Annotated in this window: 27 protein-coding genes and 1 other RNA gene; 25 read left to right on the top strand and 3 right to left on the bottom strand. The window is 30.1% G+C overall.

Features of this window, described 5'->3' with window-relative positions:
- Nucleotides 1-141 precede the first annotated feature (141 nt).
- The 22 genes from ISS06_01200 (at nt 142) to ISS06_01095 (ending at nt 19,886) form a co-directional block, all read left to right on the top strand.
- Complete coding sequence (locus ISS06_01200) at nt 142-642, top strand: NYN domain-containing protein (protein ID MBL7053805.1); 501 nt, start codon at nt 142-144, stop codon at nt 640-642.
- A 7-nt stretch (nt 643-649) separates the two neighbouring features.
- Nucleotides 650-2,803, top strand: coding sequence for a polyribonucleotide nucleotidyltransferase (locus tag ISS06_01195; protein ID MBL7053804.1), 2,154 nt, complete (start codon nt 650-652; stop codon nt 2,801-2,803).
- A gap of 13 nt (nt 2,804-2,816) precedes the next feature.
- A complete protein-coding gene (locus ISS06_01190) occupies nt 2,817-3,863 on the top strand; it encodes an NAD-dependent epimerase/dehydratase family protein (protein ID MBL7053803.1) in 1,047 nt (348 codons plus the stop codon).
- Nucleotides 3,850-4,542 (top strand): glycosyltransferase family 2 protein, encoded by a 693-nt coding sequence (locus ISS06_01185; protein ID MBL7053802.1) that lies wholly within the window; start codon nt 3,850-3,852, stop codon nt 4,540-4,542. The genes ISS06_01190 and ISS06_01185 overlap by 14 nt, the downstream gene beginning before the upstream one ends.
- A complete protein-coding gene (locus tag ISS06_01180; protein MBL7053801.1) occupies nt 4,539-4,889 on the top strand; it encodes a DUF2304 domain-containing protein in 351 nt (116 codons plus the stop codon). The genes ISS06_01185 and ISS06_01180 overlap by 4 nt, the downstream gene beginning before the upstream one ends.
- A gap of 6 nt (nt 4,890-4,895) precedes the next feature.
- Nucleotides 4,896-5,522 carry a signal peptidase I gene (lepB, locus tag ISS06_01175; GenBank protein ID MBL7053800.1) on the top strand — a complete coding sequence of 209 codons (627 nt, stop codon included), beginning with the start codon at nt 4,896-4,898 and terminating at the stop codon, nt 5,520-5,522.
- A 26-nt stretch (nt 5,523-5,548) separates the two neighbouring features.
- Nucleotides 5,549-7,198 carry a histidine--tRNA ligase gene (locus ISS06_01170; protein ID MBL7053799.1) on the top strand — a complete coding sequence of 550 codons (1,650 nt, stop codon included), beginning with the start codon at nt 5,549-5,551 and terminating at the stop codon, nt 7,196-7,198.
- On the top strand, nt 7,195-8,433 hold the full coding sequence (gene mtaB / locus ISS06_01165; protein ID MBL7053798.1) for a tRNA (N(6)-L-threonylcarbamoyladenosine(37)-C(2))-methylthiotransferase MtaB: 1,239 nt from the start codon (nt 7,195-7,197) through the stop codon (nt 8,431-8,433). Before ISS06_01170 ends, mtaB begins: the two co-directional genes overlap by 4 nt.
- Nucleotides 8,426-9,253 carry a nucleoside phosphorylase gene (locus tag ISS06_01160; protein MBL7053797.1) on the top strand — a complete coding sequence of 276 codons (828 nt, stop codon included), beginning with the start codon at nt 8,426-8,428 and terminating at the stop codon, nt 9,251-9,253. The genes mtaB and ISS06_01160 overlap by 8 nt, the downstream gene beginning before the upstream one ends.
- Nucleotides 9,254-9,259: 6 nt before the next feature.
- Nucleotides 9,260-9,595 carry an HIT domain-containing protein gene (locus ISS06_01155; GenBank protein ID MBL7053796.1) on the top strand — a complete coding sequence of 112 codons (336 nt, stop codon included), beginning with the start codon at nt 9,260-9,262 and terminating at the stop codon, nt 9,593-9,595.
- 17 nt (nt 9,596-9,612) lie between these two features.
- Complete coding sequence (locus ISS06_01150; protein ID MBL7053795.1) at nt 9,613-9,864, top strand: YtxH domain-containing protein; 252 nt, start codon at nt 9,613-9,615, stop codon at nt 9,862-9,864.
- 5 nt (nt 9,865-9,869) lie between these two features.
- Nucleotides 9,870-10,076, top strand: coding sequence for a ferredoxin (locus ISS06_01145; GenBank protein MBL7053794.1), 207 nt, complete (start codon nt 9,870-9,872; stop codon nt 10,074-10,076).
- A 6-nt stretch (nt 10,077-10,082) separates the two neighbouring features.
- Nucleotides 10,083-10,514, top strand: a complete 432-nt coding sequence (gene ybeY, locus ISS06_01140) for an rRNA maturation RNase YbeY (protein ID MBL7053793.1) — start codon at nt 10,083-10,085, stop codon at nt 10,512-10,514.
- Nucleotides 10,483-11,712 carry a cell division protein FtsA gene (gene ftsA, locus ISS06_01135; protein MBL7053792.1) on the top strand — a complete coding sequence of 410 codons (1,230 nt, stop codon included), beginning with the start codon at nt 10,483-10,485 and terminating at the stop codon, nt 11,710-11,712. The genes ybeY and ftsA overlap by 32 nt, the downstream gene beginning before the upstream one ends.
- Before the next feature lie 4 nt (nt 11,713-11,716).
- Complete coding sequence (gene ftsZ, locus ISS06_01130; protein MBL7053791.1) at nt 11,717-12,862, top strand: cell division protein FtsZ; 1,146 nt, start codon at nt 11,717-11,719, stop codon at nt 12,860-12,862.
- Between the two features lie 14 nt (nt 12,863-12,876).
- Nucleotides 12,877-13,233, top strand: coding sequence for a hypothetical protein (locus ISS06_01125; protein MBL7053790.1), 357 nt, complete (start codon nt 12,877-12,879; stop codon nt 13,231-13,233).
- Nucleotides 13,223-14,347, top strand: a complete 1,125-nt coding sequence (locus ISS06_01120; GenBank protein MBL7053789.1) for an amino acid permease — start codon at nt 13,223-13,225, stop codon at nt 14,345-14,347. Before ISS06_01125 ends, ISS06_01120 begins: the two co-directional genes overlap by 11 nt.
- Nucleotides 14,348-14,426: 79 nt before the next feature.
- Nucleotides 14,427-14,924 carry a transcription elongation factor GreA gene (gene greA / locus ISS06_01115; GenBank protein ID MBL7053788.1) on the top strand — a complete coding sequence of 166 codons (498 nt, stop codon included), beginning with the start codon at nt 14,427-14,429 and terminating at the stop codon, nt 14,922-14,924.
- 78 nt (nt 14,925-15,002) lie between these two features.
- Complete coding sequence (gene lysS / locus ISS06_01110; GenBank protein ID MBL7053787.1) at nt 15,003-16,472, top strand: lysine--tRNA ligase; 1,470 nt, start codon at nt 15,003-15,005, stop codon at nt 16,470-16,472.
- A 12-nt stretch (nt 16,473-16,484) separates the two neighbouring features.
- A complete protein-coding gene (gene serS, locus ISS06_01105) occupies nt 16,485-17,804 on the top strand; it encodes a serine--tRNA ligase (GenBank protein MBL7053786.1) in 1,320 nt (439 codons plus the stop codon).
- Between the two features lies 1 nt (nt 17,805).
- A complete protein-coding gene (gene recJ / locus ISS06_01100) occupies nt 17,806-19,491 on the top strand; it encodes a single-stranded-DNA-specific exonuclease RecJ (GenBank protein MBL7053785.1) in 1,686 nt (561 codons plus the stop codon).
- Nucleotides 19,488-19,886, top strand: a complete 399-nt coding sequence (locus ISS06_01095) for a ribonuclease HI family protein (protein MBL7053784.1) — start codon at nt 19,488-19,490, stop codon at nt 19,884-19,886. The genes recJ and ISS06_01095 overlap by 4 nt, the downstream gene beginning before the upstream one ends.
- Here the strand turns inward: ISS06_01095 and rnpB are convergent.
- Nucleotides 19,879-20,270, bottom strand: an RNA gene (gene rnpB, locus ISS06_01090) — RNase P RNA component class A. The two genes, ISS06_01095 and rnpB, sit on opposite strands and share 8 nt — an antisense overlap.
- Before the next feature lie 67 nt (nt 20,271-20,337).
- On the opposite strand from rnpB, the gene ISS06_01085 reads away from it, so the two are divergent.
- Entirely contained in the window at nt 20,338-21,720 is a 1,383-nt protein-coding gene (locus ISS06_01085) for a sugar transferase (GenBank protein ID MBL7053783.1), read from the top strand.
- Nucleotides 21,721-21,731: 11 nt separating this feature from the next.
- Nucleotides 21,732-23,243, top strand: a complete 1,512-nt coding sequence (gatB, locus tag ISS06_01080) for an Asp-tRNA(Asn)/Glu-tRNA(Gln) amidotransferase subunit GatB (protein ID MBL7053782.1) — start codon at nt 21,732-21,734, stop codon at nt 23,241-23,243.
- A 7-nt stretch (nt 23,244-23,250) separates the two neighbouring features.
- On the opposite strand, the gene miaA is transcribed toward gatB, so the two are convergent.
- The gene (gene miaA / locus ISS06_01075; GenBank protein MBL7053781.1) at nt 23,251-24,177 is read right to left on the bottom strand and encodes a tRNA (adenosine(37)-N6)-dimethylallyltransferase MiaA; all 927 of its coding nucleotides are present in this window, start codon (nt 24,175-24,177) and stop codon (nt 23,251-23,253) included.
- An 8-nt stretch (nt 24,178-24,185) separates the two neighbouring features.
- Here miaA and ISS06_01070 point away from each other — a divergent pair, with 8 nt between their 5' ends.
- Nucleotides 24,186-24,908: a PrsW family intramembrane metalloprotease gene (locus tag ISS06_01070; GenBank protein ID MBL7053780.1), complete on the top strand. Its 723-nt coding sequence runs from the start codon at nt 24,186-24,188 to the stop codon at nt 24,906-24,908.
- On the opposite strand, the gene miaB is transcribed toward ISS06_01070, so the two are convergent.
- Nucleotides 24,905-26,158, bottom strand: coding sequence for a tRNA (N6-isopentenyl adenosine(37)-C2)-methylthiotransferase MiaB (gene miaB, locus ISS06_01065; GenBank protein ID MBL7053779.1), 1,254 nt, complete (start codon nt 26,156-26,158; stop codon nt 24,905-24,907). The genes ISS06_01070 and miaB overlap by 4 nt on opposite strands.
- Between the last annotated feature and the right edge of the window lie 27 nt (nt 26,159-26,185).

The following is a 26,185-nucleotide window of genomic DNA, read 5'->3' as shown; positions in this document are numbered from 1 at the left end:
GGGCAATCTACTTAGGGGCAAGGCCTCTAAGTATCAATAGGTACCACTAAGTGAGATTATTGATTATTTATTAGTGATTATTGATTATTGATTATTGATTATTTATTAGTGATTATTGATTATTAATTAGTATAAAAATTTATGAAATATAAAAATCAAAGAGTAGGCGTTTTTGTTGATGTTGCAAATATGTATCATTCAGCAAAAAATTTACACAAGGCAAATGTTAGCTTTTCAAGAGTTCTTGAAAAAGCAACAGCTGGCAGGCAACTTATTAGGGCAATAGCTTATGTAATAAAATCAGACACAAAAGAAGAGCAGGCCTTTTTTGAAGCAATTTCAAAACAAGGATTTGAGTTAAATGTAAAGGATTTACAAATTTTTGCAGGCGGAGCAAAAAAGGCGGACCAAGATGTGAATATCACAGTTGATGCTATTAAATTAGCAGATAGATTGGATGTTATTGTTTTGGTTTCCGGAGACGGAGACTTTATCCCAATGGTTTCTTATTTGCAGGAAAATAGAGGCTGCTTGGTTGAAGTCATGGCTTTTAAGAAGACGACGTCATCTAAATTAATTGAACAAGTAGATGACTTTATTGATTTAAGTAAAAATAAAAAGAAATTTTTAATAAAAAAATGAGTAAATTATGGAGTTTAGTACAAAGATTGGAGAAAAAGAATTAGTTGTAAAAACAGGCGAGTTGGCCAAAAGAGCAAGCGGAAGCTGTGTTGTGCAATACGGAGAAACAACTGTTTTAGGAACAGTTGTATTAGGAGAAGAGAATAAAGAATTAAATTATTTTCCATTGTCAGTTGAATATGAGGAAAAATTTTATGCTGCTGGTAGAATAAAAGGATCTCGTTTCATTAAAAGAGAAACAAGACCAGCTGATGAGGCAGTTTTAACGGGCAGGATGATAGATAGGGCAATTAGACCTCTTTTTGATGGGAGTATGAGAAGAAATGTTCAGATTATTTTAACTGTTCTTTCAGTTGATGAAGAGAATGATGCAGATATGGTTGCTTTTTATGCAGCCTGTATTTGTTTATCCATATCAGAGATTCCATGGCAAGGGCCAATATCAGGCATCAGAGCTTGTTTGTTTAATTCTGATAGCGAAGAAAATCAAATTATATTGAACCCAACTTATGAGGAAAGAGCTAAATCAATATTAGATTTAGTAGTTTGTGGAACAAGCGACAGAGTTGTCATGCTAGAAGCAGTATCAGACCATGTGTCCAAAGAACAGGTTTTTGAAACAACTAAATTCGCAGCCAGTCATTTGGATGAAATTAATAAGTTTATTACTAGTATTCAATCTAAAATTGGCAAGGAAAAAATATCAATAGTCAGTCATAAAAAATCTTCTGACTCAGAAGAGAACGAAGAAGAAGATGCTAAAGCAAAAGTTAAGAAAATGACAGAAGAAATTGTTAATCAAGAGGTTGATAATTATATTTTTAAAGATTTTTTAAAAACCAGACAACAAAGAGTTGATGCTATTGAAGGATTAAAGGCAAAAGTAGATGAAGTTTTACTTGAAAAACAAATTGGCAAAGATAAAAGAAAGCGAGCATCAGAACATGTTTATGAATTAGTGTATAAATATGTTTCAACAGCTATCTTGGATAATAACAGAAGAATAGATGGACGCCAATTAGACGAGGTTAGAAAAATTGATTGTCAGGTTGGTATATTGCCAAGAGTTCATGGTACGGGATTATTTTCAAGAGGAGAAACTCAAGTTTTGTCTATTATTACCCTGGGAGCACCAGGGCTTGAACAGTATTTAGATACAATGGAAGAAGTGGGCAAAAAAAGATTTATGCATCATTATAATTTTCCACCATTTTGTACTGGCGAGGCAAGACATATGAGATTTACTTCTAGAAGAGAAATCGGACATAGTTCTTTAGCTGAAAAAGGAATGCAGGCTGTTGTGCCAGCAGAGGATAAATTTCCCTATACAATCAGAATAGTGTCAGAAGTTCTTTCTTCAAATGGATCCTCCTCCATGGCTTCTGCTTGTGCAGCTGTTTTAGCTTCCATGGATGCAGGGGTTCCAATCAAAAATCCTGTGTCTGGGATTGCAATTGGACTGGCATCAGAAGAAAATGACAAAGGAATCAAAAGATATAAAGTGATTACAGATATTCAGGATTTAGAGGATGGTCCAGGAGGAATGGATTTTAAAGTAGTAGGCACTAAAGACAAAATAACATCCATTCAAATGGATACGAAAACAAAAGGAATTACTTTTGATATTATTAAAGAGGCACTTGAGCATGGAGACAAGGCAAGAGAAAGCATCTTAAACGACATGGCAAAAGCATTGCCAGAAACAAGAGATAAGCTGGCTACTTCAGTGCCAAAGATTAAAATGTTTAAAATTAATCCAGACAAAATTAGAGTAGTTATTGGAGCTGGAGGGAAAACAATTAATAAAATTATTGAAGAAACAGAGTCTGAAATTGATATTGAGCAAGATGGAACTGTTTTTGTAACTTCTAAAACAGATGAATCTCTTAAAAGAGCACTTGATTGGATTAATGATATTACCAGAGAGTTTAAGGTTGGAGAAGAATTTACAGGAGAGGTTATGAAAATTCTTGATTTTGGCGCTTTTGTCAATATAGCCCATGGTCATGATGGATTGGTTCATGTGTCAAAAATGAGTGATAAACATGTGAAACACCCAGAAGACATTGTTAAAATAGGTGATAAAGTAAAGGTAAAAATAACAGAAATTGACAGACAAGGAAGAATCAACCTTACAATGAAGTTAGGGGGGAATAAATAATTAAAAATTTTTTATGAAACAAGAAAAAAAATATTATCCAAAAGATAAGAAAAATATTTTAATTACAGGCGGGGCAGGATTTATTGGTTCTCATTTATGTGATTTGTTAGTGAAAGACCATAATGTAATCTGCTTAGATAATTTGATTGAGAAGAATAATATAAATAATATAAAACATTTATTACAAAATCCAAATTTTAGATTATTAAAAAAAGACATTAATGCCAGAATAGATTTTGAAGATATTCCAGAGCTTAAGGAATTTAAAATTAATATTCAAGGCATTTCAGAAATTTATCATTTAGCTTGTCCAACCTCTCCTAAAAATTTTGATAAACTCAGAATGGAGATTCTTTATGCAAACGCAATTGGGACTATTAATGCGCTTGAGATAACTAAAAAATATAATGCAAAAATGATTTTTGCTTCTTCAGCGGTTGTTTATGGGTCTAAGAAAGATAATGATTTACCTTTAAAAGAGTCAGATTTTGGCTCTGTTGATTTTGTTGGCAAAAAATCTTGTTATGATGAAGGTAAAAGATTTTCAGAAACAGCTATAGTTACTTATGGACAAACATATGGTCTTGATGTTAAAATTTTAAGAATTTTTAGAACATATGGACCAAGGCAGGCATTGTTTGATGGTCAAATGATATCAGATTTTGTTTTGCAAGCATTGAACAATAAGCCATTATTTCTTTATGGCGATGCCAATTTTTCTACTTGTCTTTGTTATGTAGATGATGTGGTTGATTCAATTATGAAAATAACAAATTCAGCAGAACAGGGGCCTATTAATATTGGAGGGGACAAAGCATATAAATTAGTTGATTTAGCAAATAAAATAATTGAAATTACAGGTTCACAATCAAAAGTTGAATTCAAGGATAAGTTAGAATTTATGAGGCCACTTGGCTTGCCAGACATAGGGCTAGCCAAAACAAAAATAGCTTGGTTCCCACTCACAAGCATTGATGTTGGCTTAAAAAAGGTAATAGAATATATTAGGGCTAATAAAATTTTATTACAACCTTTAGTAGATAAATATGATCAAGAATAATTCAAACAGAGTTGTTATTATCATTCCTGCTTACAATGAACAAGAGACAATTTTTAATGTAATTGTTAAGGCAAGAGAAATGAGTGATTATGTTATTGTGATAGATGACGGCTCAAAAGATAATACTAAAAATATTGCTAAGCAAGCAGGCGCAATTGTTTATAGTCATTTTATTAATCTTGGACTAGGAGCTACATTGGCAACAGGATTAAGAGCAGCTACAAAATACCAAGCAGATATAGTGGTCACAATGGATGCAGATGGACAACATCAAGCAAGTGATATCAATAGATTAATAAGTCCTATAATTTCAAAGCAAGCAGATGTTGTGATTGGGTCTAGGTTAATTGGAGAAGACAAACAGCAAATGCCAATTAGTAGAAGAGCATATAACTATTTGGCAAATTTTATTACTTATTTACTTTATTTACAGAAAACAAGTGATAGCCAGTCAGGATTACGTGCTTTTTCTGCTGACGCTGTTAGGAAAATGGAAATTAAGAGTCAGCGAATGGAAGTTTCTTCAGAGTTTTTCAAAGAGATTAAAAAAAATAATTTGTGTTTAAAAGAAATTCCAATCAAGCCAATTTATACAGATTATTCAATGTCAAAAGGACAAAGTTTTTTTACTGGAGTTAAAACTTTTTTAAGATTAATTTTAAATAGATTGACAGAATGATTCTAATTCAAGCATTTTTAATTTTATTTATTTTATTTATTGTTTTTAAGTTAATTAATAAATTAAAAAACAATCAAATAAAAATTACTGCTTTTTTAGGATGGCTTGTTTTTTGGATTTTATCTCTTGTTATTATTATTTACCCAGAAAGTTCTAGTTATTTTGCTAGAATTTTAGGCGTTGGCAGGGGGGTTGATTTAATTATTTATTTGGCAATAATTTTATTATTTTATTTTATTTTTTATATTACTATTCGTCTTCGCGTAATCGAGCAGCAAATTACTGAAATTGTGAGAAAAATAAGTTTAATGAAGCCAGTCAATAAGCAATCAGATAATGATAAATAATTTTTTATGCCAAATTTTAAAAAACTTTTAGATAAATCAATTAAAGATTATAAAAAATCAAAAAAACCAAGAAATGTTTTTTATTATTTTCTTTGGTTATTTGATATTATAAAATTAATTGTGATTGCTTTTGCTGTCGTTTGGTTGGTTCATCGTTTTCTTTTTCAACCATTTTATGTTGTAGGCCCATCAATGGAGCCAAGTTTTTATGATAAAGAATATTTAATTGTTGAAAAAATTAGTTATCTAACATCAAAGCCAAGCAGGGGAGACGTGGTTGTTTTAATGTTGGCTAATGGATCAAAAGATTTTTTAATAAAAAGAATAATAGGCCTGCCCGGAGAAAAAATTTCAATAAAAAATGATCAGATTTATATCTATGATAAAATTGAAGAACAAGACAAGCTATTAAAAGAAGGTGATTATTTATCAATTGGAGCAACTACTCCAGGAGATATAAGTGTTTCTTTGTTAGATAATGAATATTATGTTTTAGGGGATAATAGAAATAAAAGCAGGGATTCAAGAGTTTTTGGTCCTGTTCAAAGGGATAATTTAATTGGCAAGGCTTGGTTTAGGGGGCTTCCATTTGAGGAGGCTGGCTTAATAAAAATTCCTATTTATCAATTTTAATTTTTTATAAATATTTAATATATTTTATGGCACTAAAAAAGAAAAAGAAAATTATAACTCCTGTTCGCCAAAAAGCATCAAAAGTAAAGACAAGTAAGAAAGTTTTAACAAAGCCAAGCAAGGTTGTCTTAAAAAACAAGGTTAAAAAATCTACTAAAAAGAAACCACTGGTAAAGAAAAAAAGAGGTAGGCCTTCTCTTGTTAAGGTTTCTGCTAAGCAAGTAATCAAGAAAAAATCTGCTAAAAATAAGCCAGTTAAGCGAAAAAGAAAAGTAAAAATTTCTCTTACTAAGGTGTCCACCAGAACAAGAAAATACAGAAAGTCAAAGAGAATTAGGTTGTCTTCTACTAGAGGGCCTAAAAAACAAGCAGAATTTTCTACTGATAAAGTAAAACTTTATAAATTAAGGGGAGTGCAAGATTTTTTCAGAGAGAAAATAAAATCATTTGATTTTATTACAAAACAAATGATTATTTTGTCAAAAATATATGGATTTGAAAGAATAATGCTACCTGTAATTGAAAAAAGTTCTCTTTTTAAAAAAACAACTGGTGTTAGTACAGATATAGTTCAAAAACAAATGTATGATTTTAAGGATAAATCAGGGAATCATATAGTTTTGAGGCCTGAATTTACTCCAGGCGTTGCTAGGGCATATATTCAAAATGGCATGTTTAATGTGTCTCAGCCAGTAAAATTATTCTATCTCGGTCCTCTTTTTAGATATGAAAGGCCGCAGGCAGGAAGGTTTAGGCAATTTAATCAATTTGGCTTAGAGATGATCGGGACCGATAATCCAATTGCTGATGCGCAACTGATTTTGTTTTCCCAAGATTTATTTAATAGATTAAATATAAAAGCCAATATTCAAATAAATAGTCTTGGTTGCAATGATTGTCGAGGAGACTATAAAGAAGAACTATTAGAATATATCAAGTTAAAAAAGAATTCTATTTGTTCTGACTGTAAAACAAGAGCCACTAAAAATCCATTAAGATTTTTAGATTGTAAAAATTCTATTTGCAAAGAATTAATCATTAATGCGCCTCAACTAATTGATAATTTGTGTGATTTGTGCAAGGATCACTTTGTATCAACTTTAGAATACCTTGATGAAGCAAATGTTGCTTATATTTTAAATCCATATTTAGTCAGAGGGCTTGATTATTATACTCGAACTGTTTGGGAAATTTGGCCAGACCATACAGAAATAAATATTGAAGACGATAAAAAGGTGTCAACTAGTGCATTAGGAGGGGGAGGTAGGTATGATAATTTGATTAAATCTCTTGGAGGGAGGACAACGCCCGCTGTTGGCATGGCTTATGGGATTGAGAGGATAATGTCAGAAATTAAAGTTCAAAAAGTTAAAATTATCCCAGATCAATCTCCTAAGATTTTCTTGGCAAAAGTGGGGAAAATAGCTTCTGCTAAAGCATTAAAGTTATTCTCTGAATTAATTAAGCAGAGGATAAGGGTAAGCGAAAATTTCGCTAAAACAAGCTTAAAAGCACAGATGGAAAGAGCAAATAAATTAAAAGTTAAATTAACACTAATTATTGGGCATGAAGAAGTTCTTAATAATACCATTATTATCAGGGATATGAATACTGGTAGTCAAGAAATAGTTAGTCAAGATAAGTTGGTAAATGAATTGAAGAAAAGATTAAAATGAGTGTTTTTTTTCATACTTTTGGTTGCAAATTAAATCAGGCTGAATCACAAGAATTAAAAGAAAAGTTAATTGTCAAGCACGGGACGGGTATTTTATCGAATAATAAAAAGTTTGATTATTGTTTGATTAGTGCTTGTTGTGTAACAAATAAAGCAGCTAAAGAGACAAGACAATTAATTCGTCATATTAAAAAGAATCATCCATCTGCTAAAATTATTGTTACGGGTTGTTGGACAGAGGAAACATTTCAGGACAAGAGTATAAATAAACAAGTTGATGTTTGGTTTAAAAATAATGTCAAGCACAAAATAATTGAATTATTTGATAATTGTAAACCAAAAGTCCCCTTCGCAAAACAAGCAGAATTTGATAAAATTGAGAGAACTAGAGTTTTTGTTAAAATTCAGCATGGGTGTAATAATTATTGCTCTTATTGTGTTGTCCCTTTCTTAAGACCAGATATTTATAGTAAGAGAATAGAAGATATTTTAAAAGAAATAAATTTTAAAAACCAAGCAGGGGTTAAGGAAGTTGTTTTGGTTGGAACGAATATAGGCGAGTATAAATATGGGTTGGTTGAATTATTAAAACAAATTCTTGTCTTTACAAATATACCGAGGATTAGAATTTCTTCTTTGTGGCCAACATTATTAAGTGATGAATTAATTAATTTAATTAAGCAAAATAAAAGAATTTGTCCACATATTCATTTATCAGTTCAGTCAGCTTCTAATAGGATATTGTCATTAATGAAAAGAAATTATACTCAGACAGATTTAATTAAAGTTGTAAACAAAATTAAGCAAATATCAAACATAACTATTAGTGCTGATATTATTGTTGGTTTTCCTTCAGCCACGGATGAAGATTTTTTACAAACATATAATTTTGTTAAATTGGCAGAGTTTTCAAAAATTCATGTTTTCAGATATTCTCCTAAAAAAAATACAGCCAGCTGTACTTTTGATAAGCAGGTTGATTCGGTTATAAAAAAAACAAGAGCTCAAGCAATGAGAAATTTAGGAGATAAGTTGAATATCAAGAATAGGAAAAAATATATTGGAAAAGTTTTACCAGTTTTATTTGAAGAAAAAAAAGACAATTTTTATACAGGGTTTACTCCAAATTATATAAAAGTTTATTTAAAAACAAGCAATCAAATAAAAAATAAAATACTAAAGGTTGAATTAATAAAATTATATAAAAATGGATTAATAGCTAAAAAATATGATTAAATCAACAGCAAAAAATCCTAAAAGAAAAGATGGTAGTCAATATCATATTGCCTGTAAAAAAGGGGATTTGTCTGCTTATCTTTTATTAACAGGAGACCCTGGGAGGGTAAAAAAAATTACTCAATCATGGGAAAACAAACAAACAATTACTTGCAATAGAGAATTTTGTTCAACCACGGGTTATTTTAATGGTCACAAAATCTCTTGCTTATCTATTGGGATAGGAGCACCTTCCATGGCAATAGCAATTGAAGAAACTGCCAGAATCGACGTTAACACATTTATAAGAGTTGGTTCTACTGGCGCCCTTAAAAAAGGAATAAATCCAGGCGATTTAGTGATTAATTCAGGTAGCGTAAGAATGGAGGGGACATCAAAAGATTATGTTATGTCAGAATATCCAGCTCAGGCTAATTATGAGGTTGTGTTGGCGCTAATCCAAGCTTGCGAGGAATTAAATTTTGTTTATCATGTTGGCGTAGGGGCATCGACAGATTCTTTTTACATAGGAGAGGGGAGACTTGGTTTTGATGGATATATTCAATCATATAATAAAGATATTTTGTCTGATTTACAAGCAGCTGGTATTATAAATATTGAGATGGAAACATCAGCTTTATTTGCTTTAGGAGGTATTTACGGGCTTAGGACAGGTTCGGTTTGTGCTGTTTTTGACAATTTAGAAACCAATGAGTTTCTTGCCAAGGGAGAGAAACAAGCGGGCTTAGTAGCCTCAAGGGCTTTAGCACTACTTAATGAATGGGATAAAATTAAAAAAAATAAGAAAAAAAAGTATTTTTTTCCATCATTAATTAAGTAATGAATCATGGATTGTATTTTTTGTAAAATAATAACCAAGCAGATTCAAAGTGATATTGTTTTTGAAAACAAAAATATTATTATATTTAAAGATATTAATCCAAGCGCTCCAATTCATTTTTTGATTGTTCCAAAAGAACACATTAAATCATTGGCAACTGCCAAAGAAGAGCATAAGCAATTGATTCTCGAGATGATTTGGCAGGCAAAGCTTTTGTCAGCTAAATTAGAATTAGCTAAAGATGAATATCAATTGCTTTTAAATTGTGGTCAAAGCGCTGGTCAAATAGTAGGTCACATCCATCTTCATTTTAAAGCAGGATGGAATCAACTTAATAAATAATTTAATTATTAATTTTTATGAAAAATTTTAAAAAATTTTTAAGGATAGGAGCACTGGGCACGGTTTTAGGAGGCTTTTTGGGAACTTTATTTGCTAAAAAACCAGGCAAAGAAACAAGAGAGGAACTAAAAGATAAGATGGAAGATGTCAAAGAGGATGCAGTTGATGTTATTAAAAAAGTAACAGAAGGAGCTAAAGAATTTAAAGATGAAATTAAAGAAGACATTGAAGAAATTAAAGATGCTTATAAAGATAGTGATAAAAAATAAACAGTATGTTTAAAGTTAAAGTAGACAAAGAAAAATGTATTGGTTGTGGAAGTTGTGCAGCGATTTGCCCAACGGGGTTTGAAATGAAAGATGGCAAAGCAAGTCCGGTTAAAGATGAAATAGAATCTCTTGGTTGCAATAAAACAGCTGAAGAGAATTGCCCTGTAGAAGCAATTTCCATTGACCCAATCAAGTCAAGTCAGACAGAATAAAATAAAATGAATGTTCAAGTTAATAATTTGGCAAAAGCGCAGATATCTAAAAAGTTTATATCTGATTGGATGACAAATGCTTTTAGATTAACTAAAAGTAAACAGTTAATAAAAGATTTATCAGTTGCTTTTGTGTCAGAGCAAGAAATTAAAGCAATTAATAAAAAATATAGAAATATCAATAATATTACTGATGTTTTAAGCTTTGCAGACCCTGCTGAAATAATTATTTGCTGGGACAAATTAAAGCAACAAGCTAAACTAAAAAAATGTACTCAAAAACAGGAACTAAGGTTATTGCTAGTGCATGGATTATTACATATTCTTGGGTATAATCACCAGAATCAAAAACAAACAATCGAGATGGGTCAAATAACTAAAAATATATTAGCCAAATTAGATAATTATGAAAAGAAAAAAAATCATCACAGGAATTGATTTAGGTTCGGGCACAATAAGAGTGGCAGTTGGCGAAGTATCAGAAACAGGGAGACTAAACATTATTAAGCTAGCAGTCGGGCCTTCTGATGGTATTAAAAAGGGAATAATTAGTAGTGTTGAAGATACTGTTTCAAGTATTAGTGCTTGCATTGAGTCTGTTGAGAATAAAATTGGAGTAGAGATAGATAATGCTTATGTTGGTATTTCAGGAAATCATATAATTTCACAACCAGGGACAGGGGTTGTTGGAATTTCTCATCCAGATGGTAAAATAACCAAAGAAAACATAGAAGATGTATTAAGGCAGGCTGAAAAATCAAATATGCCAGCTAATTATAAAATTTTACACACCTTGCCAAGATCTTATTCAGTTGAAAATCAGGTCGGGATTTCAAATCCAATGGGAATGACAGGAGCTCGACTAGAGGTAGATACAGAAATTATATTAGGGCTTTCTAATCAAATTAAATATATATATGAGTGTTTTTTAAGAACAGGAATCAATGTTAATAAGTTGATTTTTTCTATTTTATCTACGTCTGATATTGCACTAACAAAAAAACAAAAGGATTTAGGGGTTTTATTAATTAATTTAGGACAATCAACTACTAGTATTTCTGTTTTTGAAGACGAGGAAATTTTAACTGCTAAGGTTATTCCGATAGGGTCACAACATATTACTAATGATATTGCTCTGGGAATGAGAGTTTCTCCAGAATTAGCAGAGAAGATTAAAGTTAATTATGGGAAAGCAAATGCTAACAAAGTTCGCAAAGGAGAGAAAGTTAATCTTCAGGAAATAGATATAAAAGAAGACCAATCTTTCTCAATGAAAGAGCTGTCTAAAATAATTGATGCTAGGTGTGAAGAGATTTTTGAATTAGTAAATAATGAATTAGAACAAATAGATAAAAAGGGGAAATTGCCAGCAGGGGCAGTATTAACAGGGGCTGGCATAAATCTAATTAATATTGCTGATATTGCTAAGTCAGTCCTTAAAATTCCAGTATCTTTTGGCAAACTTCATGGGTTTGAAGGGAAGATAGATGATAAATATAAACCAGGTTTTTCAACGGCAGTTGGGTTAGTTGCTTGGGGGTTTAAGCACAAAAGAAATGTAAAAAAAGCAAAATCTTGGATTAATTTTTCGTTATCAAGGATTAAAAATTTATATAAAGATTTATTTTTTTCTTAATAATATGCCTAAAAAATCAAAAAAATCATTTACAAAAATAAAAGTAGTTGGAGTTGGCGGAGCAGGATGTTCAGTTATTAAAAGAATGCTTAAGGCAAAAATTCCAGGGATAGAATATGTGGCAATTAATACAGATACTCAGTCTTTATCTAATCTAAGGTCAACTAATTTAAAGAAAATAAGAATAGGGAAAAGATTGACAAAGGGTTTTGGAACAGGGATGGATGTGTTAAAAGGAGAAGCAGCGGTTAGTGGTTATAACAAAAACATAAAAGATGCAGTCAAAGGAGCTGATATTATTTTTCTTATTATTGGCTTAGGCGGAGGAACTGGAACAGGAGCAGGGCCTGTTATTGCTGATATTTGTGCTTCATCAAAAGCATTAACAATATGCATTTTAACAAAACCATTTAAATTTGAAGGGAGAAAAAGAATAATTATATCTGATAAAGGATTAATTAAATTTGATAATGTTTGCGATGCTTTAATTGTTCTTTCAAATAATAGAATTTTAAATGCAATAAATAATTCAACTCCAATAGTTGAAGCATTTTTGGTTGTTGATGAAGTATTAAAACAGGGAGTTTTGTTAATGACAGATATTTTTAGAACAACAGGGTTGATAAATGTTGATTTTTCAGATGTTAAAAACGTTTTAAGGGGAGGTGGCAGAATGTTTCTTGGTTCTGGTAGTTCGGCTGGCGAAAAAAGAGCAGAGCAGGCAATTAGACGAGCAATGGAAAATTCATTAATCAAGGGTATTAAAATAAAGCAAGCAAAAAAAATTTTGTTTTTTATCACTGGTTCTAGTAATTTAAAAATGTCAGAAATAGATAATATAAGCAGGATTATCAATCAAGAAATAAAAGAAAACGCAGAAGTATTATTTGGGGCAGCTATAGACAAAGAATTAAAAGATGAAATAAAGGTTACTATATTAGCAACAGGGTTTGACAAAAGAGATGAGATAAGAAGTATGCTTGATAATGATTTTTTAGGAGATGAGAGGATTTCTCAAGAATCTGGGGAAGATATAGTTGTTTATGGAGAAGAAGATTATTTTACTAAAGAAAAAAAACATAAAGCAGAGCAAGAAATTGATGAAGAAGAGTTAGAAATTCCAGCTTTTTTAAGAAGGAAAAAGAAGTAATATAAAAATATTACATGTTTTTAAATCCACCTAAAAATAGTAGAGATATTGAGTGGACTAAGCATGTTTTTTATAAAATGAATCAATATCAACTTTCAGAAGCCATCCTAAGAAAATTATTAAGAGATTATGACAGAAAAGAGTCGGGCATTGCCATAAATACGATTGCAATCTGTAAGCAGATAAAATCTCAAGCAAGAATTACAGAGATTTGGATGATGTATCAAAAAATTAATAAACAAAAAACTAGAGTTATTACTGCTTGGCGTTATCCAGGAATTAGTAGAAGAAATAAACAAATACCAATTCCAGAAGATATAATGGATTTTGTAAATAATTATAAACAATCATCAAAAAGAAATGAAAAATAGAAGTTTTTTAAAAGCTTTTGCAGTTTTTGCTGGGACAATAATAGGAGTAGGGATTTTTGGATTACCTTATGTGGCCATGAAGGTCGGTTGGCTGGTTGTGGTTGGGTATTTTTTATTTATGGCTATTTTAGCTATAGTGATTCACACTATTTTAGGTGAGGTTGCTCATGACACTCAAGCAATAGCTAGAATACCAGGTTATGCAGGAGAATATTTAGGCAAAAAAGTAAAAAATTTTAGCTTTATAATATCTTCTTTAGGATTAATAGGATCTTGCTTAGCTTATCTTATTTTAGGGGGTCAATTTTTGCACTCTTTATTGTTTGGTATCTTCGGTGGGCCTCAATTTATTTATTTATTTATTTTTTTCTTTTTTAGTGCGCTTTTAATTTATAAAGGAGCAGACACAATTGCTAATTTACAGGTCATTGTTCAGTCAATTTTCTTTATGTTTTTACTTTTTTTTGTAATAAAGGGTTTTCCTCATATTGATTTAAAAAATTTTATTACATTTAATCATGCAAACATTGTCATGCCTTATGGAATTATTTTATTTTCTTTATGGGGGGTTGCATTGGTTCCAGAAATAAAAGAAATGGTTGATAGAAACAGGCAAAAAATGTTAGGGGTAATAACAAGAGGAATTATTTTTGCAACAATATGTTATCTTCTTTTCATTTCAGTTATTTTAGGGGTAAGTGGCCCTAACACAACTAAAGATGCTATTACTGGATTCGGAGCAGTAATAGGTAATGGAATAATTAGTATTGGTTTTATTTTTGGATTGATTATTGTTTTTACTTCTTTTATTACTCTAGGGATGACTTTAAAAAAAATTTTGTGGTATGATTTAAAATTAAGCCAGAACAAAGCTTGGGCTTTAAGCTGTTTCTTGCCTTTATTTTTATATTTAATTGGTCTGCGTAATTTTATTGATGTAATTGGAGTAACCGGTGCAGTATTTCTGGGCACAGAAGGGATAATTGTTTTGTTTATTTATCGTAGTTTTTTAAAAAAAAGGTTTCAAAGAAAGGCAGGCATATCTACATATGTTTTGGCTTTTCTTTTAGCAGGCGGAGCTTTAATAGAATTGTTTTATTTTTTAATAAAATAAAAAGATTTCCACAGGGGGGGTTGATTTTTTGGTAATTTTTTGTTATAATAATAATGTAAATAAAATATATTTTCAAATTATGTTCTTAGTAGAGCATTTTTTGGTTTTTTTAATTATGAAAGAATATTTAACGCCAAATGGCAAAGAAAAAATTGAACAAGATGTAGAAATCCTTAAATCAAGGCGCAAGGGGATTTCTGCGCGTATTAGTGATGCCATAGAACAGGGAGACCTTAAAGAAAATGGAGAATACGATACAGCTAAAAACGAGCAAGCATTGGTTGAATCAGAGATTATTAGATTGGAAGAGCTTATCAGGAATGCTGAAGTTGTAGACAAGCAAAAGGACAGTTTAGTTGTTGAAATTGGTTCAAGTATAGTTATAAGAAATATTGCGAATAAAGATTCTATGAAAACTTATGTTATTGTGGGGGCAGAAGAAAGTGACCCATCTAATGGAAAAATTACGATTCATTCACCAATTGGAGAAGCTGTAATAGGAAAAAAAATAAAGGAAAAAATAATAGTTAAAACACCTAAGCAAGACGTTGTTTTTGAAATTATTAAAATTGAATAAATATAATTATTTAATTTAAATGCAACAAGAATATATATTAGTTCTTGTTTTATTTTTGTGAATTGTTAAAATAAATATATGATTCAAGAAGAAAAAGATAGAATACAAAAATTTATTAAACTACAAGTTAAAGGAATTGACCCTTTTCCTTCAAAATCTAGTAGAACTCATAAAAACAAGGAAGTTTTTAAAAAGTTTAATGGATTATTAAAGGAGAAGTCGATTGTTTTAGCTGGGCGCTTGATATTGATTCGTTCACACGGGAAGATTTGTTTTGCTCAAATTAAGGACGATTCAGGTAAGTTCCAAATATGTTTTCAACAAGATGTTTTAGGAAAAGAAAAATATAAAAATTTTTTAAAACTAATTGATGTTGGTGATTTTATAGAAGTAAAAGGAAGCCTTTTTAAAACAAAAACAGGAGCCAAAACACTTAAAGTCTATTCGTGGAAATTATTAACAAAAACTTTCTTGCCCTTGCCGGAAAAATGGCACGGATTATCAGACATTGAAGAAAGATTTCGCAAAAGATATCTTGATTTGCTGGCAAATGACCAGGTCATGGATATTTTTATTTTTAGGAGTAAATTAGTTGAATTAATAAGAAATTTTTTTAATAAAAAAGATTTTTTAGAAGTTGAAACACCAATTTTACAGTCAATGGCTGGGGGAGCAACTGCGACTCCTTTTGTTACCCATCATAATTCTTTGGACATGGATATGTATTTGCGTGTTGCTCCAGAGCTTTATTTAAAGAGATTGATTATAGGTGGATTTGAAAAAGTGTATGAAATATCAAAATGTTTTAGAAATGAAGGAATTGACTGGTCTCATAATCCAGAATTTACTCAAATAGAGTTTTATTGGGCATATGCAAATTACAATGATTTAATGAAGTTAGTAGAGGAGTTTTTTGAATTTATTTTTAAAAAATTATTTACATCAAACAAAGATTTAAAAATCAAATATCAAGGTAAACAAATTAATTTTAAACCACCATATAAGAAAATAAAATTTAACAAGGCTTTTATAAAATGGGCTGGCATAGACCTAGACAAGCATAAAAGTTTATCAGCCCTTACCAAGCAAGCCGTTAGAATAGGTATTAAAGTAGATAAAACATGGGGAAAAGACAAACTAATAGATGAAATTTATAAAGAAAAAATAAGACCAATGATTATTAACCCATGTTTTTTAATTGACCACCCAATAGAACTTTCTCCTTTAGCAAAGAAGACAAAATATAGTGATAATTATGTTGAGAGGTTTCAATTAGTTGTTGGCAAAATGGAATTATGTAATGCTTTTTCAGAGTTAAATGACCCAGCTGACCAAGAACAAAGATTTAAATATCAGCAACAATTAAGAGATAAAGGAGATAAGGAAGCTCAACAGACGGATAATGATTTTATTTTAGCATTAAAGCATGGCATGCCACCAACAGCTGGCTTAGGAATGGGGATTGATAGATTAACATGTCTTTTGACAGATACTAAAAACATAAAAGAAGTTATTTTATTTCCAACCATGCGGAAAAAAAATAAATAATTAATTTTATATATGTTAGACATAAAATTAATTCGTAAAAATCCAACCAAAATTAAAAAAGCCTGTTTAGCAAAACAGGTTAAAGTTGATATTGATAAGCTTTTAGAAATAGATAAGCAGAGGGTCAAATTAATTCAACAGACAGAAAAAATAAAGGCAGTTCAAAACCAACTTTCAAAAAATGTAGCTAAAGCAAGTAAAGAGGAGAAAGAGGGCTTAATAAAGCAAGCACGGGCAAAGGTTATTGAATTCAATGAATTAAAAGTTAAGCTAAAGAATATTGAGCAAGGGTTTAATAAGTTAATGTTGCAGATTCCAAATCCTTCTCTAACTGATGTGAAAGTTGGTAAAGATGAATCAGATAACGAGATATTAGAGACATGGGGAGATATTAAAGATTTTAATTTTAAAGCAAGAGACCATTTAGAAATAGGCAAGCATTTGGATTTAATTGATATTGAACGGTCAGCTAAAGTGGCTGGCTCTAGATTTGCCTATCTTAAAAATCAAGCAGTAATACTTGAAAATGCTTTAATTAGGTTTGTGTTTGACTGGTTATCTAATAAAAAAAATATTAAAAATATAATAACCAGGCAAAATTTAAATATTAAAGATTCTTTATTTCAGCTAGTTATTCCGCCAATTATGGTAAAAAAACAGGCAATGCAAGCAATGGGTTATTTAGAAAGAGGATCAGAAGAAATTTACCAGACCATCAGAGACAACCTTTATTTAGTTGGGACAGCAGAACAATCAATTGGACCAATGCACATGGACGAGGTTTTTGATTTTGATTCTTTGCCCATTAGGTATGTTGCTTTTTCTACTTGCTTTAGAAGAGAAGCGGGTTCTTATGGAAAAATGGTTAGAGGAATATTTAGAGTTCATCAATTTAATAAAATAGAAATGTTTAGTTTTTGTAGTCCAGATAAATCAGTAGACGAACATAAATTTTTATTAGCAATTGAGAAAGAAATGGTCAGGCAATTAGGTATTCCATATCAGGTAATAGCAATGTGTACTGGCGATTTAGGGGACCCAGCTGCTGCTAAATATGATATTGAATGTTGGTTGCCCTCTCAAAATAAATATAGGGAAACCCATTCAACTTCTAATTGTACAGACTGGCAAGCAAGAAGATTAAATATTAGATGTAAAGACAAAAACAATCAAGTCAAGTTTATTCACACTTTGAATGGAACAGGTTTTGCTATTGGGAGAATTTTGATTGCTATTTTAGAAAATTATCAGCAAAAGGACAAAAGCGTTGTTGTGCCAAAAGTTTTAAGAAAGTATACGGGTTTTAAAAAAATAAAGTTAAATAGAGGTTAAAATGAATAAAGAATGGACAGTTGCTAAACAAATGCCAGCTAGTTTTAAAAAAAAATCAGATTATGCTCATCATATAATTTTACAATTACTTTATAATAGAGGGCTAAAAACCAATAAAGAAATTAATGATTTTTTAGTTCCAGATTATTATCGCGATCTTCATGATCCTTTTATTTTTAAACAAATGAAAAAGGTAGTTGGTCGTATTTTTTTATCTATAAAAAAAGATGAAAAAATTGTTATTGTTTCAGATTCAGACACAGATGGGATTACATCTGGGGTAGTGCTTTATGCTATTTTAAAAAAAATAGGAGTAAAAAATTTAGATATTTATATCTCAGGAAAAGAAGACGGGCATGGCATTACTAATAGTATTGTTGATGATATTTTGTTAGCCAAAGCAGATTTAATAATTACAACTGACTGCGGAATTTCAGATGTGGAAGAAGTTAAAAAATTAAATAAGCATAAAATTGATGTTATTATTACAGACCATCATAGAGAGCCAAAAAAATTGCCAGATGCATTGGCTATAATAAATCCGCAATTATCGTCAGAAAATTATCCGAATAAAGTGTTAGCCGGAGTGGGAGTTTGTTTTAAGGTGGCTCAAGCATTAATTAAAGATAGTCGGTGTGATTTTAAAAACAAAGAAGGGTTTGAAAAGTGGTTGTTAGATTTGGTCGCCATTGGTACAATTTCTGATTGCATGCCTTTAATAGGAGAAAATAGAGCAATTGTTAAATATGGACTGATAGTGCTTAATAAAACGTCTAATTTTGGCATTAAAGCATTGATAAATAGATTATTAATCAAGGATGAGCTTAAATCAAGGGACATTAGTTTTAGAATTGCCCCTAAAATTAATGCTTGTGGAAGAATGAATAGTGCTAAAATTGCCATGGATTTACTTTTGACAGATAATTTTGCCATGGCAAGTAGTATTTCAAATGAAATTGAAAAAATTGTTTATCAGCGCCAGAAAAAAGTAGGAGAGATTTTAAAAGAAATTTCTATTAAGCATAAAGCAGTTGATTTTGAAGAAATAGTGATAATCTTAGGCAATGATTGGCCGTTTGCCTTGTTGGGGATTATCTCAAATAGATTGATTGATAAATACAGAAAGCCGGTTATTATTTTAAGTAAGGCAAATGACAAAATTAAAGGATCTGCTAGAACAAGTGGTGATTTTGATTTATTTAATTTTTTTAGTAAATTAAAAAAATATTTTTCAGATTTTGGTGGACATTATTCAGCGGTTGGGTTTAATTTGAAAAATCCTGATTTATTTCCTGATTTTAAAAAACAAGCAATAAAGTTATTTAAAAAACAATTTAAAGATAAAAAAATAAAACACAAAACAATTGATGCTAAAATTCAGATAGAGGACATTGATTGGGAGCTTTATGATGGGATTTTATCTCTTGAGCCATTTGGCAAGGCAAACAAAGAACCTGTTTTTTTAATAACCAAGGTACAAATAGAAACCATTAGAGTCGTTGGAAAAAATAATAATCATTATCAAATTGTTATTCAGGACAGAAAGATGATTCATTTTAATGGCACTGATAAAATGGACAAAATTAAACAAGGTGATAAAGTAGATATAATTGTTCAAATTGGTGTTAATGAGTGGAATGGACAAAAAGAATTACAAATTAAAATTATAGATATAGCAAAATTATGAAATTAATAATTTACACAGACGGATGTTCAAAAGGAAATCCAGGGCGAGCAGGAGCAGGAGTTGTTATTTATAATGACAAAAAACAAGTTATAAAAGAAATAGCAAAGTTTTTAGGTGTTAAAACAAATAATCAGGCAGAATATGAAGCTCTTATAATTGGGCTTAACCAAGTTAGAAAAATGAAAGCAACACAAGTGGATTGTTATTTAGATAGCCAGTTAGTTGTTAATCATATTAATGGAAAATATAAAATAAAAAATCCTGAATTAGGATTTTTATTTATAAAAGTTTGGAACTTGTGTCAGGTTTTTGATAAAATTAATTTTTATCATATTCCTAGAGAAAAAAATTATCAGGCCGACAAAATGGCCAACCAAGCAATGAAAAGGACCTAAACAAGCTATAAGCCGAATTCTGTACTCAATAAATGAGCAGCGATTATTTATCTTGACTAAATTTTGCAATTTAGTTCTAGCGACCCACCTAATCAGTTATTAATATAACAGATTTTTTTTGGTCTTTCACCCGGGTAAAGATTTAGCCGTTTCATTCTCAATATTTCTATCGAGATTTACCCTAAAATATAGGGCAACTAAATTCTTTCGAATTTAAGTCGTCACTGTTCGCACCTCTATCTAGCCATAAAAATATGACTGACGACGGGTATTACCCGCTACCTTGCTCCCTTTTATTTTAAAACAAAGTTTTAATTAAAAAGGGGAGTGTTCGGACTTTCCTCATTCAACAAAATAGTTGAACGCAATCGCTCGCTTGTCTAAGTCTATAATAACTTTAGCATAAAAACTTGTGCTTGTCAACTTGCTTTTTATTGCTATAATATTATATATGATAAAAAAATTTGACCTTATTTTATCTGTTATTACAATTCCGGTTGATTATTTAATGTTAATTTTATCAGGCGTTTTTGTTTATTATTTAAGATTTAGTGCTTTGGTTGAATTAAGGCCAGTTATTTTTGAGATTCCCTTTATAAAGTATTTTTATAGTTTAATTATTTTATTTTTTGGCTGGATTATAATTTTTTCCATGACAGGACTTTATAATATGGGTAAGAGGCGTCATTTTTCTAAAGAATTTTCAAAAATATTTTTATCTTCTTCAATGGGAATAATGATGGTGGTTTTGTTTATTTTTTTTAAGCGTGAATATTTTTCTTCACGTTTTATTATTTTAGCTGGCTGGATTACGAGCATTTTTTTTGTAAGCATTGGCAGGATTTTATTGCATTGGATTAGACTTGGTTATTACAAAAAAGGGAAAGGGCTTGAACCAATTTTAATCCATGGCTCATCTGAATTATCTGATAAAATTTTAAATTTTATTAAAAAAAATCCAGGACATGGGTATAAAATTTTAGGGAAATATGATAATGTTGAAAAATTAATAAATCAATGGAAATCAAGTCCAAGGGCTATTACTCAAATTATTCAAACAGACCCTGATATTTCAAAAAAAGATGTTTTAAGATTAATAGGTTTTTGTCGGGCTAATCAAATACTTTTCAAGTATGCTGCTGATATTTTTGATGCTTTGTCTAGCAATATAAAAACAGAAACAATTGCTGGTATTCCGATTATTGTGGTCCAAAAAACATCTCTTGATGGCTGGGGGAGAGTGTCTAAGCGTTTTTTTGATTTAATTTTAGCATTGAGTGGAATTACATTTTGTTTACCATTGTTTTTAATTTTATCTATAATTATTAAAATTGATTCACCTGGCCCTGTTTTTGTAAAGCTAAAACGAATAGGACAAAGAGGAGAATTATTTGAATTATATAAGTTTAGGTCAATGGTGAAAAATGCTCATCAAAATAAGCAAGCATTAGCAAGATATAACGAAAGACAAACAGGTCCATTATTTAAGATGAGCGCAGACCCAAGAATTACTAAATTTGGTAAATTTTTAAGGAAATTTAGTATAGATGAACTGCCTCAACTATTTAATGTTATTCAAGGGAAAATGAGCTTGATCGGTCCTAGACCGCATGAGCCAGAAGAAGTTTCTAGGTATAAGAATTATCATAAGCAGTTATTAGCCATCAAGCCAGGTATTACTGGCATGGCTCAAATTTCAGGTCGAGCAGAGTTATCTTTTGATGAAGAAGCAAAACTAGATATATATTATATTGAAAACTGGTCATTATTATTTGATTTGCAAATATTTTTAAAAACCATCCCAGTAGTATTATCTCATAAAGGCGCCTGTTAATTTATTAATTTATGATTAAACTTAAACCAGTAATTGGATTAGAAATTCATTTAGAGCTCAATACAGTTAGTAAATTGTTTTGTGGTTGTGCTAATAATCCAATGGTATTAAAACCAAATTTTAATATTTGTGCGATTTGTACAGGCCAGCCAGGGGTTTTGCCTGTTTTGAATAAACAAGCAGTTAAAAAGGTCTTAGAATTAGGCATTGCTTTACAGGGAGATGTTTTTGATGAATGTTGGTTTGATAGAAAAAATTATTTTTATCCTGATCTGCCAAAAGGATATCAGATTAGTCAATATAAATTGCCTTTAATTGCTAACGGATTTTTAAAAATTAATGTAAACAATGAATTGGTTAAGATAAATTTTGAAAGAATACACTTAGAAGAAGATACAGCAAAATTTATACATTCAAAAAAAGATAAATCAAGTTGGTTAGATTTTAATCGTGCAGGCGTTCCTCTGCTAGAATTAGTAACCAGACCAGTTATAAATAGTCCAATTCATGCAAAAATTTTTTTACAAGAGTTGCAAAGAATAGTTAGATATTTGAATATTTCTTCTGCTGATATGGAGAAAGGACAAATGAGATGTGATGTAAACATATCTCTCAGGCCTTTGGATGAAGAAAAAAAACTATATACAAAAACGGAGATTAAAAATCTTAATTCTTTTAAAGCAGTTGAAAATGCGCTTGTTTATGAAATAAAAAGACAAACAGGGCTATGGGAGAAAAATAAACATTCCAAAAAGCAAACTACTCGTGGCTGGAATGACAAACAGGCGAAAACATTTGAACAGAGGAGCAAGGAAGGAGAAAAGGATTACAGATATTTTCCAGAGCCAGATCTGCCAATTTTATATTCAAACAAAAACTGGCCGATAGACCTGGAAAATATTAAAAAGTCTTTACCAGAACTTCCGCTGGATAAAATTAAGCGATTTATTGATGTTTATGGATTTGACAGCTATCAAGCAAAAATTTTATGCGAAAATGTTAATTTGTCAAACTGGACAGAAAGGGTTGTTAGTGAGTTGAGATCTTGGTTAATATCAACAGAAACAGTTGAAGGATCTGCTAAAGATATTTGGGAGCAGAATAAAACAAAATTAACTAAATTAATTGGAAATTGGATAATAAATGGGCTTTTAACCATAGATAAATCAAATAAGTTAAGTAATTTTAAAATTAGTCCAGACAATTTTGCTGAATTTATTATTTTAATTTTTGAAAAAAAGATTTCTAAAAATTTAGCACAAAGAGTATTAGCTAAAATGGTTAATACTGGTAAAGACGTGGACAGGGTTTTATCTGAAAATGATTTCAAGGAGATAAAAGACGAGCAACAGTTAAAAGATATAATTAAGCAAGTAATAGATGAAAATTCAGATGTAGTAGCTAAATATAAACAAGGGAACAAGAGCGTTCTTCAATATTTAATTGGCATGACAATGAAAAAAGCTCAGTCAAAGGCTGAGCCAAACATTGTTAAGACTATTTTAGAAACAGAATTAGGGTAATATTTTATTACTGTTTTAAAAATTTTTTTAATATATCTTCTGCTTGCTTGTAATTAATAATCCAATTTATATTTTGATCACGTTTAAACCAAGTGATTTGCCTGGATGAATAATGTTTTGTGTTTTTTATAATTAATTCAGTGATTTCATTTATAGCTGTTTCGCTTAATTTTTTACTGTTAGTTGTTAAATATGGAATTATTTCTTGATAGCCAATTGTTGAAGATAATATAGATTTATTTCCATATTTTTTAAATAATTTGCGGGTTTCTTGGACAAGTCCTTTATTTATCATTTGGCGAGTTCTTTTAGTGATTCTTTTATAAAGAATATCTGGAGAAGTTTTAATTCCTATTTTAAGAACATTAAACAATGGTTTTCCTTGTTTTCTTAATTGAGAAAATGGTTGCTTGGACTTAATGCATACTTCCATTGCTCTTATTATTCTTCTGGGATTAGTTGCTTGAATAAATTCTTTACTGCCAGGGTCTATTTTAATAAGTTTTTTGTAAACATATTCTAATCCTTTGTTTAATATTTGTTCTTCTAATTTTTTTCTTAATTTTTGATCAGGCAGTATTGGTGGAATTTCTAAGTTATTAACTATGGAATCAACATATAGGCCAGTTCCACCAACTAAAAAAGGTATTTTTTCTTGATTGAGAATATTATTAATAATTTTCAAAGATTGTTGTTTAAATTGAGCAACGGTAAATATTTCTTTAGGAGAGACAACATCAATCATATAATGTTTAACACCATCCTGCTCTTTGGTTGATGGTTTGGCAGTGCCAATATTTATTTCTTTATAAATTGCCCGACTATCAGCAGAAATTATTTCCCCTGAAAATTTTTTAGCCAATTTTATAGATATATCTGTTTTCCCTGAAGCAGTCGGACTAATAATTACAATTAATTTAGGAAGTTTTTCCATTGTTTTTTATGAATTTAATAAAATTTTTTATAGAACAAGTGAGTTATCAAGAATTTTTTCTTTATTTTGTTTTAAGCGCTGGGCCAACTTTATTGTGGCTATTGGTGTGTTTGTGGCTTGATAGAGATGCTCCAGAGCCAAAAATAGCCATTTTAAAAATATTTTTATGGGGAGTAATGATTACTTTCCCGTTAATCTATATTAGTGGTTACTTAACAAGAACAGTCAATAAAATTACACACATTAATACAATTATAAATATATTTATGCTTTCTTTTTTAATTGACGGTTTTATCGAAGAATCAGCCAAATATTTTATTTTGCGTTTTAGGAGTTATAAATCAAAATATTTTGATGAATTAAGAGATGGGTTTGTTTATGGAATGATTCTTGGACTAGGGTTTGCTTTTTCAGAGAATTTTTTATACGGGATTGTTGATACTTCTATTTCTTCGGGAATGAGCACTGTTCTAGTTAGGGGAGTTACAACAACATTTCTACATTTTTTAACAGGAGGGATAATTGGATATTATATTGCATTAGTAAAAATGAAATCAATCAGCAATTTAGCAGGGTTAAAAGGTCTTGGCTTGGCAATTTTGCTACACGGATTTTATAATGCGATTATAAGGTTTGAAGTGTGGTGGAGTATATTTCCATTAGCCTTTATTCTGATATTTGTTTATATTTTATGTTTTTTAAAAATTAAATCTTTAACAAACAAGTCTTAGTTATTTTTAATTAACAATCCTTCCAAGTTCCATGGAGTAACTGAAGTAACCTTGGCTTTTACAAATTTATTTTTTAAATTGGTTTTATCATTAATCAGGTTGTTTGACTTGATTTTTATATTTTTAAAATTACTTGTTTTCCCAAAATAATCTCCTTGCTTTTTATTATTAATCAATACATTAATAACCTTGTCTAAATATTTTTTATTATTTTCTAATGCTGTTTTGGCTATTATTTTATCTAAAATTTTTCGCCGAGCAGATTTAGTTACTTGAGGCACATTGTTTTTCATTTGTTTAGCAGGAGTATTGGGTCGAGGAGAGTATTCAGCAATATAAGCCATATCAAATTTTGCGCATTTCATTAATCTAGCTGTTTGTTCAAATTGTTGTTTGGTTTCTCCAGGAAAACCCACTATAATGTCAGTTGAAATACAGATATTGGTTACTTGATTGCGAGCGTGAGTTATTATTTTTTTATATTGCTCTATGGTATAGCCTCTGTTCATTTTGTCTAATATTTCATTATTACCTGATTGAACTGGTAAATGCAGGTATTCTGTAATTTTTTCGTTATTAGCCATGACATTAATTAGTTTATTAGAGATGTCTTTAGGGTGTGATGTTAGAAATCTTAGCCAAAATTTTTTCGGCAACTTTGAGATAAGTTTTAGTAATTTAGGAAAATCAATGTTTTTATCTTTATATGAATTCACATTTTGACCTAGTAATGTTATTTCTTTGGTGTCTGATTCAAGCAAATCTTTTATTTGTTTTATTATTGTTTTGTAATCCTTGCTTATTTCCCTGCCTCTAGTATATGGGACAACGCAATAAGTACAAAAATTATTACAACCAGTCATAATTGGAACATATTTTGATGCCTTAGAAGTTTTAGTGTGTTCACATATATTGTTAATGTTTTTGTTTGGTAATATTTCTTTAAGTTGTTCAAGTTTGTTAATATTTAAAATTAAGTTAAATTTTTGGCTTAACTTTTTTTTATCAGCTGGCAAAACACAGCCAAATAAAATTTTAATTTGATTCTTTTTTTGAAGTCCTTGTTTTTGAAGCAATCCAAAAACTCTATTAACAGCAGATTGTCGAACAGAGCACATATTCACTATGATTATATCAGATTGTTCAAGTGTCAAAGATGGTTTGAGGCCATGTTCTTGAAGCATTGCTTTTATTTTAATTGAGTCATTTTCATTCATTTGGCAGCCAAAGGTGATAATATGATATTTCATATGTTTGTTGATATTTGTTTGAAATAA

This window comes from Patescibacteria group bacterium (assembly GCA_016784145.1).
Taxonomy (GTDB): Bacteria; Patescibacteriota; Patescibacteriia; order UBA2591; family UBA6264; genus BS150m-G65.
This window is presented reverse-complemented; position numbering and strand designations above follow the sequence as displayed.